13 protein-coding genes, 1 pseudogene and 1 riboswitch are annotated in these 14081 nt (G+C 50.9%); of the genes and pseudogenes, 5 read left to right on the forward strand and 9 right to left on the reverse strand.

The genetic code is table 11. From position 1 onward, the window contains the following. The coding region (locus VB081_RS04725; protein ID WP_323399695.1) for a M20 metallopeptidase family protein at positions 1–823 on the reverse strand (823 nt) is incomplete at its 3' end. A gap of 143 nt (positions 824–966) precedes the next feature. After that, positions 967–1150: riboswitch (Lysine riboswitch) on the forward strand. Positions 1151–1281: 131 nt separating this feature from the next. Here VB081_RS04725 and VB081_RS04730 point away from each other — a divergent pair. The 5 genes and pseudogenes from VB081_RS04730 to VB081_RS04745 all read left to right on the forward strand — a co-directional run bounded on the left by VB081_RS04730 (position 1282) and on the right by VB081_RS04745 (position 5809). Then, positions 1282–2295, forward strand: a complete 1014-nt coding sequence (locus VB081_RS04730; RefSeq protein ID WP_323399696.1) for an aspartate-semialdehyde dehydrogenase — start codon at positions 1282–1284, stop codon at positions 2293–2295. A gap of 13 nt (positions 2296–2308) precedes the next feature. Then, positions 2309–3193 (forward strand): 4-hydroxy-tetrahydrodipicolinate synthase, encoded by an 885-nt coding sequence (dapA, locus tag VB081_RS04735; RefSeq protein ID WP_331675972.1) that lies wholly within the window; start codon positions 2309–2311, stop codon positions 3191–3193. Positions 3194–3204: 11 nt separating this feature from the next. After that, positions 3205–3963 (forward strand): annotated as a pseudogene (gene dapB, locus VB081_RS14985) (4-hydroxy-tetrahydrodipicolinate reductase); the annotation flags it as partial. Positions 3964–3975: 12 nt separating this feature from the next. Further along, a complete protein-coding gene (locus tag VB081_RS14990) occupies positions 3976–4416 on the forward strand; it encodes an ACT domain-containing protein (RefSeq protein ID WP_442872708.1) in 441 nt (146 codons plus the stop codon). Positions 4417–4432: 16 nt separating this feature from the next. Further along, the gene (locus tag VB081_RS04745) at positions 4433–5809 is read left to right on the forward strand and encodes an NAD(P)/FAD-dependent oxidoreductase (protein WP_323399698.1); all 1377 of its coding nucleotides are present in this window, start codon (positions 4433–4435) and stop codon (positions 5807–5809) included. Between the two features lie 51 nt (positions 5810–5860). On the opposite strand, the gene purD is transcribed toward VB081_RS04745, so the two are convergent. The 8 genes from purD to VB081_RS04785 all read right to left on the reverse strand — a co-directional run. Next, entirely contained in the window at positions 5861–7117 is a 1257-nt protein-coding gene (purD, locus tag VB081_RS04750) for a phosphoribosylamine--glycine ligase (protein WP_323399699.1), read from the reverse strand. A gap of 18 nt (positions 7118–7135) precedes the next feature. Beyond that, on the reverse strand, positions 7136–8677 hold the full coding sequence (gene purH / locus VB081_RS04755; RefSeq protein ID WP_323399700.1) for a bifunctional phosphoribosylaminoimidazolecarboxamide formyltransferase/IMP cyclohydrolase: 1542 nt from the start codon (positions 8675–8677) through the stop codon (positions 7136–7138). 17 nt (positions 8678–8694) lie between these two features. Continuing rightward, positions 8695–9312: a phosphoribosylglycinamide formyltransferase gene (gene purN / locus VB081_RS04760; RefSeq protein WP_442872709.1), complete on the reverse strand. Its 618-nt coding sequence runs from the start codon at positions 9310–9312 to the stop codon at positions 8695–8697. Then, positions 9309–10322: a phosphoribosylformylglycinamidine cyclo-ligase gene (gene purM / locus VB081_RS04765; RefSeq protein ID WP_323399702.1), complete on the reverse strand. Its 1014-nt coding sequence runs from the start codon at positions 10320–10322 to the stop codon at positions 9309–9311. Before purM ends, purN begins: the two co-directional genes overlap by 4 nt. Before the next feature lie 12 nt (positions 10323–10334). Next, complete coding sequence (purF, locus tag VB081_RS04770; protein ID WP_323399703.1) at positions 10335–11798, reverse strand: amidophosphoribosyltransferase; 1464 nt, start codon at positions 11796–11798, stop codon at positions 10335–10337. Positions 11799–11802: 4 nt separating this feature from the next. Continuing rightward, positions 11803–12510 (reverse strand): phosphoribosylaminoimidazolesuccinocarboxamide synthase, encoded by a 708-nt coding sequence (gene purC, locus VB081_RS04775; protein ID WP_323399704.1) that lies wholly within the window; start codon positions 12508–12510, stop codon positions 11803–11805. 2 nt (positions 12511–12512) lie between these two features. Next, positions 12513–12998 carry a 5-(carboxyamino)imidazole ribonucleotide mutase gene (gene purE, locus VB081_RS04780; protein WP_323399705.1) on the reverse strand — a complete coding sequence of 162 codons (486 nt, stop codon included), beginning with the start codon at positions 12996–12998 and terminating at the stop codon, positions 12513–12515. A 73-nt stretch (positions 12999–13071) separates the two neighbouring features. Further along, a partial coding sequence (locus VB081_RS04785; RefSeq protein WP_323399706.1) for an NCS2 family permease occupies positions 13072–14081 on the reverse strand: 1010 nt, incomplete at its 5' end.

The following is a 14081-nucleotide window of genomic DNA, read 5'->3' on the forward strand; positions in this document are numbered from 1 at the left end:
CATGCAATCTGTGTTTGATCATATCGATCACCTCTGGCTCAAATGCGCGCATCGTACCTTCGAGATGCACCTTTTCACAGATCACATTGCGCGTTTGCCCCGCTTCCACGCGACCGATCGTGAGTACCGCCGTTTCATACGGATCAGTATTACGCGACACGATCGTCTGCGCAGCGCTCACAAACTGCGCCGCCGCGACAAGCGCGTCGATCCCATCCTGCGGCTTTGCACCATGTCCGCTCTTTCCCACAATATCGACATTGAAGTCACACATTTGCGCCATGATCGGCCCCGGTTTCATTCCGGCGCGTCCTAATGGTACGTCCGGCCACAGATGTATGCCATATATTTCGTCGACTTTCGGGTTCTCAAGCGCGCCTTCATCGATCATCGGCTGCGCCCCGCCCACCGTTTCTTCTGCGGGCTGGAACAAAAAGACGTAGTTATATTTCAACCGTTCCTTTGCCTCGCTTACAAGCTTGGCGCATACAAGCGCGATCGCCATATGCCCGTCATGCCCGCACGCATGCATCATATTTTCATGTACAGACGCATACGAAAGACCGGTGTTTTCCGGCACGCGCAGCCCGTCCATATCCGCGCGGATCGCAATCGTTTTTTGCGGGTTTTTCGCCATGAAAACAGCTTTGATGCCCGTCCCCGCGCACGGGGTCAACTCGTCCGGCTTTAGCCCGTTCAAATACGCCATCAGGTATTGATATGTCTCGAATGTATCAAACGAATATTCAGGGATCCGGTGCAGCTCCCTGCGCAGCCTGACCAATTCGTCAAAGCATTTCTTTACTTCGGGCCTTATTTCCACAATAAACCTCGCCTATCGCTACAGAACCCAAAAGTTCCGTATATAATAAATTACTATTATGATAATACCGTGTTCCACTCTCTTTCGCAAGTATTTAACGGATAAACTATTTACACCTTCTTTCCTATGATGTATAATGTTACAGAACAGACAGAGGAGCGTTATAGCATGAGTATCCAAGATGATAAGCCTTCGGCGAGGCGGTTGCATTTTGTGAAAAAGGGCGTAACGCCGAAGAGTAAGCCGTTCGCCGTGCGCTTATTTCTGGGGATACAGTCAACAGCTGTATCACTGTCACCGCTTATGCGGTGTTGCGCTGCTGCTACTGAATCAAAACAATGATGCAGAAAACGGCGCGTATAGTGTGCCGTTCTTTTTTTACAAAGAACTTACGCGGGTCTGCCCGCTGAAAATTTTAGTATTGTATGGGCACGTCCCATACGGGAATGGAGAGACATATGAAAAAGTTCAATGTTGCCGTAGTTGGCGCAACGGGTATGGTCGGCAGGAAGTTCCTGCAAATTTTGGAGGAACGCAAGCTTCCTGTAGAAAATTATTATCTCTTTGCAAGCGCAAGAAGCGCAGGCAAAAAAGTTGAGTTTATGGGTAAAGAATATACGATCGAGGAACTCACCAAAACGTGCTTCGACGGCAAAAACATTGATATCGCCCTGTTCTCCGCCGGCGGCGGTACCAGCGAAAAATTCGCACCGTGTGCTGTTGCGGCGGGCGCGCTCGTCATCGACAACTCCAGTGCGTGGCGTATGGATCCTAAGGTTCCGCTTGTCGTGCCGGAGGTAAACCCGGAAGATATCGAGTGGCACAACGGCATCATTGCCAACCCCAACTGCTCAACGATCCAGGCAATGGTCGCCTTAAAGCCCTTAGATGATAAGTACAAGATCAAGCGTGTGGTTTATTCAACGTACCAGGCTGTTTCCGGCGCTGGCATGAGTGGCTACAGCGATCTTGAAAACGGCATCAGCGGCGACGCGCCCAAAAAATTCCCCTTCCCCATTTTCGGGAATTGCCTGCCGCAGATCGATGTATTCGACGAAGACGACTATACGAAGGAAGAACTGAAGATGGTCAACGAGACGCGCAAAATCCTTCATAACGACGATATGCGTATCACAGCGACGACGGTTCGCGTCCCTGTTTTCCACGGTCACAGCGAATCCATCAATGTCGAATTCGAAAAGGAATACGATTTAGACGAGCTCAAAAAAGCGCTTGCGGATTTCCCCGGCATTGTCCTGATGGACGATGTAGTTCAGGGCGAAAGCAAAGGCGTCTACCCGATGCCGCTTGACATCGCAGGCAAAGACGAAGTATATGTAGGACGCATCCGCCGTGACCGTTCTGTCGACTCAGGTGTAAACCTGTGGGTCGTTGCGGACAACATCCGCAAGGGCGCGGCGACAAACGCAGTCCAGATTGCGCAGGTCTGGATGGATATGCAGAATAAATAAACAGGAGTTTATAATGACTACGATTTTTAAAGGATCCGCAGTGGCGCTTTCTACCCCGTTTACGGATAACGGCGTAAATTTCAATGAACTGGAACGCCTGATCGAATTCCAGATCAGCAATGATACCGACGCACTGCTCGTATGTGGCACGACGGGAGAACCTTCCACCATGTCGATGGAAGAACAGCATGACGTGATCAAGTTTTCCGTCGAGAAAACGGACGGACGGATTCCTGTGATCGCGGGCGTAGGCGGCAACAATACCGCACATGTGTTAACAAGCGCGAAGATGGCGCAGGATCTTGGCGCGGACGCGCTTCTCGCTGTTACGCCATATTACAACAAATGCAGCAACGCAGGCTTGATCGCGCATTTTAACGCGGTCGCCGACTGCACCGACCTGCCGATCATTTTGTACAACGTACCGGGCAGGACGGGTGTTAATATCTGCCCTGCGGTATATCAGGAATTGTGCTGTCACGACAAGATCGTCGGCATCAAGGAGGCCAGCGCCAATATCTCACAGATCGTCGAGGTCGCACGTGTGACCGGCGGCAAGGCGGCACTTTATAGCGGCAATGACGACCACGTTGTTCCACTGCTTTCCTTAGGCGGTATGGGCGTAATTTCCGTGCTCGCGAACATTATGCCCAAATATATGCACAATATGGTCACAAACTATCTCGAGGGCGATACAAAGGCCGCCTGCGATATGCAGCTGGAGATCAATCCGCTTGCAAACGCAATGTTTATGGAAGTCAACCCCATCCCCGTCAAAACGGCTATGCGACTGATGGGCTTCCAAATGGGGCCGCTTCGCCTGCCGCTTACGGAAATGTCGCAGACAAACATCGAAGCGCTCAGCAAGCTTATGCAGCAATATGGTCTCATTGGGTAAGGTGGTAAAACATGATTAAGGTATTATTGAGCGGCGTAAACGGCCGCCTCGGGCAAACGCTCGTATCATATATCAGCCAGACAGAGGATATGGTCGTTGTCGCGGGTGTCGATAAGATGCCAAACGCGCACGAAAATCCCTTCCCTGTCTATGAAGATTTTACGCATGTGATCGAATCTGTGGATGTGATCATCGATTTCTCGCGTCCGGATGCATTGCAAGGTCTTCTTACGTTTGCAGAGAAAAAGAATATCGCTTCCGTGCTCTGCACGACAGGCTATAGCGCAAACGACAAAATGATGATTGTCAAATACGCCGGGCATATCCCCGTGTTCTTTTCCGCGTATATGTCGTTGGGCGTAAACCTGCAGATGGAACTTGCCAAAAAAGCGGCGGAATTTTTGGGCAACGAATTTGATATCGAGATCGTCGAAAAGCATCATAACCAGAAGGTCGACGCACCCAGCGGTACCGCACTGGCGATCGCGGATTATATCAACACCGCTTTTATGGATACAAAAGAATACGTTTACGGGCGTACGCCGAAGCTGCGTGCAAAACGCGAACAAAAAGAGATCGGTATCCACGCTGTGCGCGGCGGTACGATCGTCGGCCAGCACGATGTGTTGTTCATCGGGAACGACGAGGTCATCGAAGTGCACCATACCGCCCTTTCCAGAAATATTTTTGCAGAGGGCGCGATCCGTGCGGCAAAATTCCTTGCGGGTAAACCGGCAGGACTTTATTCGATGTTCGATATCATCTCGGAAGTTGGCGCAACAATGAGCCTGTATACAGAAGATAATACTGCTGTAGTACGCGCAGAATGCATTTCCGGTGCTTCTTGTGCCTTATCCGGCGTCTTCGCCGCCCTTTCCAAAGGCAATATCGCGCTCGACCTCGTACAGCAATGTGCGCTTGCGGACGATGCTGTAGCACTTTCCTTCTGTGTAGCAGAAGATGACCTACAACGTGCTGTGTCCGTCCTGAAAACATTAAAGGGTGTGAAAGCAAGCGCCGACTCCGGTTTGACGAAATTTACGCTTGAGGGACGCAGTATGCTCACGCATGACAATGTAACGGCCAAGCTGTTTGCCGCCCTTGCATCAGAGGAAATCAGGACATATCTCTTCGATGCTTCTTCTGCCAAAATATCCTTCTGCATCAGCAAGGATGACACAACGAAGGCTGTAAAAGCCATCACGCAAGCTTTCAAACTATAAATACGAGGTATTTCCATTGAAAAAATACGATGTTGTTATCATCGGCGGCGGGATCAGCGGCATTATGTCCGCATACCGGCTCACAGAAAAAAATCCTGCCCTCAAAGTCGCACTGCTTGAAAAAGGCCATACGATCACCAAGCGTGTCTGCCCCATCATCAAAAAAACAGCCGATCACTGTATCAAATGCAAATCCTGCGCGATCATGGAAGGCATGGCGGGCGCAGGTGCGTTTTCAGATGGTAAATATGTCATTTCCACGGAATACGGCGGCTGGCTGACCGACTTTTTAGAGCCGGAAACCGTGATCGATTACATCGAACAGGCAGACAAGCTTCTCGTATCCTTTGGCGCGACAACAGAGCGCTTTATGCCCAACAACGACCTGAAATCCGAATGCTTGAAGTACGACCTGCACATGTCGCAGGCTCAATTAAAGCATCTGGGCACAGATGAAAACTTTGATACGATGCGCAAAATGATCGAGCATATCGCGGAGAAATGCGATATTTATACGAATACGGATGTGACGGACGTAGATGCTGCCGCACATATTATCTATGTGCAAACGAAGCAGGAATCCCTCGAGTTCGAGGCAAAGGACATTATATTTGCCGTGGGACGCGTAGGCAGCCAGTTTTTTGCAGGATGGTGTAAAAAGAACAACGTCGGTCTTACCAACAATCAGGTAGACATCGGCGTACGCGTAGAGCTTCCCTCCAGCGTGTGGGAACACTTTTCGCGCCATATTTATGAGCCAAAAATCTGGTACCGCAGCGAAGCCTATGGCGATACGACGCGCATGTTTTGCTTCAATGAAAAAGGCAGCGTCGTCACCGAGAACACAAACGGCGTGCTCACGGTCAATGGGCACTCCTATCGCGATAAATCGCGTAAGACAGGAAACTCCAACTTTGCGCTGCTGACGACGATACGTTTCACGGAGCCGTTCAAAGAGCCCATCGAGTATGCCCGCCATGTTGCGAGCCTCGCAAACCTCATCAGCGGCGACAGTGTTTTGGTACAGCGCTTTGGCGATCTTCTTGCCGGACGCAGGACAGACGCAAGCCGGCTCGCGCAGTCAACGACACGCCCCACGCTAAAGGCGGTTCCGGGCGACTTGAGCCTGTGCCTGCCCAAGCGGCAGCTCGACAACATCATTGAGACACTGTACGCGCTTGATAAAGTAGCGCCGGGTACAGCAAACTATGATACGCTTCTTTATGGCATCGAATGCAAATACTATTCTGCGCGACCATATGCAAAAGATTTTGAGCTGGATGGTTTTTCCCGCGTGTATGCCACCGGAGACGGCGCAGGCTTCACCCGCTCACTTTCACAGGCGGCTGCAAACGGCCTTTATGTTGCCGATAAGATTCTGGCACAGGTATAAAAACTGCAAACAAAAAGCGCCTGTTTCGTACAAGCGCTTTTTTTATGTGTTTTATTTGATGCCGATATCCGTTCGATACTGCGCATTCTCAAACTTGATTTTTTGAATGTTAGCATATGCCTTTTTGCGTGCGTCCTCAATGTCTTTGCCTGTTGCCGTCACGCCAAGCACACGTCCGCCGTTCGTATAACACTTCCCGTCCTCTGCTTTGGTTCCCGCATGGAAAACGACGACGTCTTCGTCTACGCTGTCAAGCCCCTCGATCAGCTTCCCGTTTTCGTACTTCTGCGGATAGCCGCCCGAAGCCATGACCACGCAAACCGCGCTTTCGTTCTTCCAGTCAAGAGTCATGCCGCCCAGCGTTCCGTCGATCGACGCATCAAGAATATCAAGCAAATCTGTATCCAGCAGCATAAAGACTGACTGCGTTTCCGGATCGCCGAGGCGCGCATTGTATTCCAGTACCTTCACGCCGTCCGGCGTCAGCATCAAACCAAAGAAGATGATGCCTTTGAATGTACGTCCTTCGGCATTTAACGCCAGTACCGTCTTTTCGAATATCTCTTTTTGCGCATACTCCTGCATTTCCCTGGTAAATTTCGGTGTAGGTGCGAATGTTCCCATGCCGCCGGTATTCAGCCCCTCGTCATTGTCATACGCACGTTTATGATCCTGTGCCGATACCATAGGAAGAACAGTCTTCCCGTCGCAAAAGGTAAGCACCGAAACTTCCGGTCCCGTCATAAATTCCTCGATCACGACCCTCGCGCCGGCATTGCCAAATTTCTTATCCAGCATAATGTCATTTACAGCCTGCTTTGCCTGCTCAAAATCCTCGCAGATCAGCACGCCTTTGCCAAGCGCCAAGCCGTCCGCCTTTACAACGATCGGATAGTTGGCATTTTCAAGATACGCAATTGCCTGCTCCGCATCATCAAACACCTCAAACGCTGCCGTCGGGATATCATATTTTTTCATCAGCCACTTAGAGTACGACTTCGACCATTCGATCTCTGCCGCCGCCTTCGTCGGCCCGAATGCCCGAATGCCTGATGCTTCAAGCGCGTCGACCATTCCGAGCGCCAACGGGTCGTCCGGCGCAACAAACACCATATCCATAGCGTTTTCCTTCGCCCAGCGAACAATTCCCTCTACATCATCCGCTTTAATGGCAACGTTTTGCGCAAGCTGCGCAGTCCCTCCGTTGCCCGGCGCACAGAAAAGCTCCACTTCCCTGCTTCCCTGTTTCAGCTTCCACAAAATCGCGTGTTCACGGCCACCGCCGCCCACTACAAGTATCTTATACATGATTTGTCGTCCTATTCTCTAGTGTCTGAAATGGCGAATACCGGTAAATATCATCGCGATCCCGTTTTCGTCGCATTTTTTGATGGAATCCTCGTCACGGATCGAGCCGCCCGGCTGAATGATCGCCGTAATGCCCGCCTTGGCTGCAACCTCCACACAATCGTCAAAGGGGAAGAATGCGTCAGATGCCAAAACCGCTCCTTTTACATCCTCGCCACTCCGCTCTATCGCCATTTCCGCCGCCCAAATGCGGTTTGTCTGCCCCGGGCCGATGCCGAGCGTTCCCATGCCCTTAGCAATAGCAATGCCGTTGGATTTCACATATTTAACGACCTTGAATGCAAATTCAAGATTCTCCAGTTCTTCCTCCGTGGGCTGGCGCTTGGTGACGACCTTGCATTCGCCGTCAAACAGCTTGCCGTTCATATCCTGTATCAGTATTCCGCCTAAAACTTTTTTGGCGTCATATGCGGTATCCGGCATTTTTGCTGCAATATCCGGCAGTCTCAGCACACGCAAGTTTTTCTTCTGACACAAAATATCGAGCGCTTCTTTGGTATAAGAAGGCGCAATCACAATCTCTAAGAATATCTTGCTCATCTGGCTCGCCGTTTTTTCATCGATCTCACGGTTACACGCCACAATACCACCATAAATAGATACCGGATCACATTCATACGCCTTCATATAAGCGTCGTAAAGCGTTTCAGCGCTTCCCACGCCGCAGGGGTTCGCATGCTTCACCCCCACAACTGTCGTCTCTGTAAACTCGCGCAGGCAATCCAGAGCGCCCGCCGCGTCATTGATGTTGTTAAAGGAAAGCTCCTTGCCGTTCAGTTGCTCCGCATTCACAAGGCTTCCTGCAACCGCAAGGGGTTCCCTGTAAAACGCCGCCTTCTGATGGGGGTTTTCCCCATAACGCATATCCTGCTGCTTCTCGAAGGTCAGCGTCAATTTTTCGGGGATTGCGTCCGGGTTCACCTGCTGGCGCAGATAAGCCGCGATCAGCGCGTCATACGCCGCTGTATTCTCAAACACCTTGGCGCTCAGATAGAATTTCGTCTCCCGCGAGACAGCGCCCTCCGCTTTTAGTTCGTCCAATACCTTCCCATAATCCGCCGCATCCACAATAACAGCGACGTCCTGCCAGTTCTTCGCGGCAGCACGCAGCATCGTCGGCCCGCCGATATCGATGTTTTCGATCGCGTCCTCAAGCGTCACATCCGCTTCAGAGATCGTCTGCTTGAAGGGATAAAGGTTAACAGCGACCACGTCGATCGTCTCCACCCCGAGCTCCTTTAACTGGTTCATATGCTCTTTGTTGCCGCGCATCGCAAGGATACCCGCATGGATTTTAGGATGCAGCGTTTTTACCCTGCCGTCAAGGCATTCCGGAAACCCTGTGATGTCCGAAACATTGACGACGTTAAGGCCTGCATTTTCAAGTTCCTTTTGCGTACCGCCCGTCGAAAGGATTTCAAACCCCAGACCGATCAGTCCCTTTGCAAAATCGACGACGCCGGTTTTGTCAAATACGCTCAAAAAAGCCCTCTTCGCCATTTTCATTATCCTCCAAACTATTTTAAAATTTTTACAATTCTGCCTTCTGTTTTCAATTTACCATCCGCCATCAGGCTAACCGCCTGTGGCAGTATCTTATGCTCTGTTTCAAGCACACGCACCGCCAGATCCTGCGGCGTATCATCCTGCTTTACCACAACGACCGCCTGCATAATGATCGGCCCTGTATCGGCCTGCCCGTCGATAAAATGCACGGTAGCGCCCGAAACCTTTGCGCCATAAGCAATCACAGCCTTATGTACGCGGCTCCCATACATTCCCATCCCGCAAAAGCTTGGGATGAGCGACGGATGGACGTTGATGATCTTATTGGGGTAGGCCGCCAGCGTCTTCTCACCGATAATACTCAGATACCCTGCCAACACTACAAAATCGGCCTTGTATCCTTGAAGTGTTTTCAAAATCGCGTCATCAAACTGTTCCGTGGTATCAAATTTCTTTTTTTGTACGATCTCCACCGGTATGCCCGCATCCTGCGCACGCGTGATCGCATAAATATCCGGCTTGCCCGCGATCAGGCAGCAAATTTCTGCCGAAATCTGCCCCGTCCGCACCGCATCGATCAGCGACTGGAAATCCGTTCCGCCGCCCGATGCCAGAACAGCGAATTTCAGCATAGCTCTATGCCTCCGCCGCCCTCCGTGATCTCGCCGATCAGATAAACTTTTTCTCCGGATGCTTTTAACGCTTCGATCGTACTTTCAACCTGGTCAGCGCTCACCACTACGACCATGCCAATGCCCATATTGAAGGTATTGTATGCGTCCTTTTGCGAAAGCTGCGCATCCCTCACCAGTTTGTCAAACACATATGGCATATCCCACGAACCAAGTTCGATCTTTGCCGCTACGTTCTTCGGCAGGATACGCGGAATGTTTTCATAAAAACCACCGCCTGTGATGTGGGCGATCCCCTTCACGTCCACCTTGCCAATCAGGTCAAGGATAGATTTTACATATATCTTCGTCGGTGTCAGCAGAAGCTCTCCCAGCGTCGTTCCTGTCTGCTCAACCTGTATCGTATTGAGTGTATCGTCCATTGCGTAAAGCTTGCGCACCAGCGAGAACCCGTTCGAATGGATACCTGTTGACCCGATACCGATCACCTTATCTCCCGGCGTGATTCCGGAGCCATTGATAATATCGTCTTTGTTTACGATGCCCACGCAAAACCCCGCGAGGTCATATTCGCCCTCCGGGTAAAATCCGGGCATCTCCGCCGTTTCTCCGCCGATCAACGCGCAGCCGGACTGGATACATCCATCCGCGATGCCCTTGACGATATCAGAAGCAACGCCGGGCACCAACGCCCCTGTCGCAATATAATCGAGGAAGAACAAAGGCCGTGCGCCGTGGCATATCACATCGTTTGCACACATCGCCACGCAGTCTATGCCTACCGTATCATTCTTTCCCGTCGAAAAAGCCGCCATCAGCTTTGTGCCTACACCATCCGTGCCCGCAACGAGCACTTGTCCGTCGTTTAGGTCATACATACCGCCGAACGTACCGAGATCGGTTATTACATTGCCGTCAAACGTCTTCTTTACATGTTCCTTCATCAGCTTGACCGCTTCATACCCGCGCTCTACGTCCACACCCGCATCTTTATACGTTACTGCCATTCTTATCTCCTCTTATTCAATCGTCAACAGATCCAGTGTTTCCGTTTCCTTGATCGCCTTTTTCATATCGATCGGGTATTGCCCGTTAAAGCATCCCACACAGAAATTACAGCCCGCTCCCTCGACCGTTTTCAGCATATCCTCTGTCGAAAGGTAATGGAGCGTATCCGCACCGATGATCTTCCTGATCTCGTCCACAGAATTCTTGGAGCCGATCAGCTGATCGTGTGACGGCGTATCGATGCCAAAGAAGCACGGACAAGTAACCGGCGGAGAGCTGATCAGCATATGCACTTCCCTTGCACCCGCCAGCCGGAGCATCTCAACGATCTTCCTGCTTGTCGTGCCACGCACGATGGAATCATCGATCAAGATCAGCCGTTTCCCATGCACATTGCGCTTCATAGCGTTCAGTTTGAGCTTCACGCCCCGCTCCCTTAAGGCCTGCGACGGCTGGATAAACGTCCTGCCCACATAGCGGTTCTTAGAAAGCGCTTTGGCATATGGTATCCCGCTTTCCGCGGCGTAACCGGATGCTGCGGGCGTTGCGGAGTCCGGCACGTCGCTCACGAGGTCAGCGTCGATCGGGAAAGCCTGTGCAAGCTTGATGCCCATATTTTCGCGTGAACGGTATACACTGATGCCGTCAATGTCCGAATCCGGCCGCGCAAAGTATACATATTCAAAGATGCACAGTGCCGTATCCATCGAGGACTGCGCCTGATAAGATTTCAGGCCGTTTTTATTGATTACAATGATCTCTCCCGGGCGCACATCGCGTACAAATTCCGCGTCGATCGCATCAAAGGCGCATGATTCGGAAGCCACAACATAGCTGTTATCAAGCTTGCCAAGCGCAAGCGGACGAATACCGAGCGGGTCGCGTACCGCGATCAGCTCATCCTGTGTCATGATCACAAGCGCATACGCGCCGCGTACCACCTTCATCATAGCGGTGATCGCTTTGAGCATGCCATGCTTGGAATACCGCGCGATCAGGTTCGCCATGACCTCCGTATCAATAGAGGTTTGGAACACCGTACCCTCGTCTTCCATTTTCTCGCGCAGCACGGTGCTGTTGATCAGGTTCCCGTTATGCGCCAGCGCGAGCTTTCCGCCGCGATAAGACATCACGAGCGGCTGTGCGTTGTCACCCTTGCTCTCGCCTGTCGTGGAATAGCGCACATGACCGATTCCGATATGCCCGCCCAAAAGCTTGTCCAGATTCTCTTTGAACACTTCGGAGCACAGACCCATACCCTTATGATATTTTACGCCCTTGCCATCTGTAACCGCAATACCGGCGCTTTCCTGTCCCCTGTGCTGCAACGCAAACAACCCAAGATAGGTCGCCTCCGCTGGGTCATAGTGGTGGTCGTCCATAAAGATTCCGAATACGCCACATTCTTCAGGCATGACGTCGTCCTGCGGTTTCCACCGTTCATATTGATTTTGCTGCAAAAGCTCGATCGGCATATATTTATTCTCCCATAAGTCTCTTTAAGATTTCCTGATAAGCATCCTCAACATTTCCAAGATCCTGTCTGAAACGATCCTTATCCAGTTTTTCACCCGTCTTGGTATCCCAGAAACGGCATGTGTCCGGCGAGATTTCGTCCGCCAAAATCACTTCGCCTTTGAAACGGCCATATTCCAGCTTAAAGTCGATCAGCTCGATCTCAAACTGTTTCAAGTAGTCTGTCATGATCTCGTTCACTTTAAGGGAATACTCCGCAATTTTTTCCATTTCCTCAGGCGTTGCCAGTTCCATCGCCGCAATATGATAATCATTGATCATCGGGTCGCCGAGATCATCGTCCTTATAGCTATATTCCAGTACCGTAGTCTTCAGTTTTGTACCCTCCGGAATACCAAGTCTTTTCGAAAGACTACCTGCCGCGATATTTCTGACGATCACCTCTACCGGAACGATGGAAACGCTTTTTACAATGGTTTCGCGGTCAGAAATTTCTTCCACCAGATGCGTCGGGATGCCGTGCTTCTCCAGCATCTTGAACATATGGTTGGAAACCTTGTTGTTCACCACGCCTTTGCCGACGATTGTTCCTTTTTTCAGTCCGTTAAAGGCGGTCGCATCGTCTTTATAGTCAACGATCACATAATCCGGATCATCCGTTTTAAAAACCTTTTTTGCTTGTCCCTCATATACCTGTTCTGCCTTTTTCATCCTTATAGCTCCTCCCTGAGTTCAGCGTCTGCAGCCACTACCTTAAGCTGCATGTCTTCTTTAAATTTATATAATAAATCGCTTAATGTATCATATTTCAATGCGAGAATCTGCACTGCCAATAAAGCGGCATTTTTGCCGCCATTGATGGCTACCGTAGCCACCGGGATGCCTTCAGGCATCTGTACCGTAGAGAGCAGCGAATCCAACCCGTCCATCGTAGACGATTTGACCGGAAGCCCGATCACAGGTAATATGCTGTGTCCGGCGATCACGCCGGCCAGATGGGCAGCCTTTCCTGCTGCGGCAATGATTACTTCCACACCATTGTCCTTGGCGTTCTTCGCAAAATCTGCCGCCAGCTCAGGCGTTCTGTGCGCCGACATCACATGCGCATCCACCTCGATACCGAAATCTTTTAATGTGTCGATCGTCGGCTTCAGCACCGGCAGGTCGCTTTTGGAACCCATAATCACTGCTACTTTCATTCTTGTTTCTCCTTTGGTTTTGTGAAATGATTGAGCCGGCATTTCACCGGCTCAATCCTGCACTTATATTCTGTTAAATCACTGCAAGTATGATAAAGTTTATGACGAACAAGAGCGTCGAAACAATCAGGATCGGGTGCAGCTCTTTTGCTTTGCCACGAACGATCTTCACGATGCAGTAGAACAGGAATCCTGCTGCGATACCATAAGAGATACTGTAGCACAGCGCCATGAATACGCCCGCGAAGAACGCCGGAACAGCTTCTTCGAACTCGTTCCACTTGATGTCCTTAAATGCCGCCATCATCATAACACCAACGGCAATAAGCGCTGGCGCAGTCGCTTGCGACGGCACGATGCCCATAACAGGAGCGAGGAACATACATGCTAAGAAGATGATTGCCGTAACAACGCTTGTAAGACCTGTACGTCCGCCTGCGCCGATACCGGCAGCACTCTCCACATATGTCGTTGTGTTGGATGTGCCGAACACAGCACCTACGGATGTAGCGATCGCGTCCGCAAAGAGGGCTTTATCCATTTTGGATTTGAAACCTTTGCTTGTTTCCAGCGTTTTCATATCTTCTGCGCTGAAAATGCCGCTGCGACGGCCCGTTCCAATAAACGTACCGATCGTATCGAAGGTATCTGATATACTAAAGGCAAATATTGTCATAATAACCATTAATATCTTATCTGGATCAGCAAACAGCGATTGCATGCCCTCTGCCCCGAACGCGGCGCCAAAGGTCGTACCGAGATCGTTAAAGGAAGCAGCAAGGCTATCCTGTGCAAAGTTCACTGTAGAAAGGTCAACAACGCCCATCGGGATTCCTATCACCGTTGTCGCGATGATGCCGATCAGGATGGCGCCTTTTACCTTTGCAACAAGCAGGATGATCGTCAAAACAATACCGATGATCGCAAGGATAACCGCAGGTGAGTTGAACGTTACCAGCGCCGGAACAGCACCGCCGGAGGAAACGACATTGGTGATGCCTGTGTATGTCGCGTCAGCCGCGAACGGAGCACCGTTGATGGACATAAGCGTGCCCGGGTCTGATGTAAAGTTGATAAGGCCTG

Origin of the sequence: Christensenella sp., assembly GCF_034927525.1 — a bacterium.
Taxonomy (GTDB): Bacteria; Bacillota; Clostridia; order Christensenellales; family Christensenellaceae; genus Christensenella.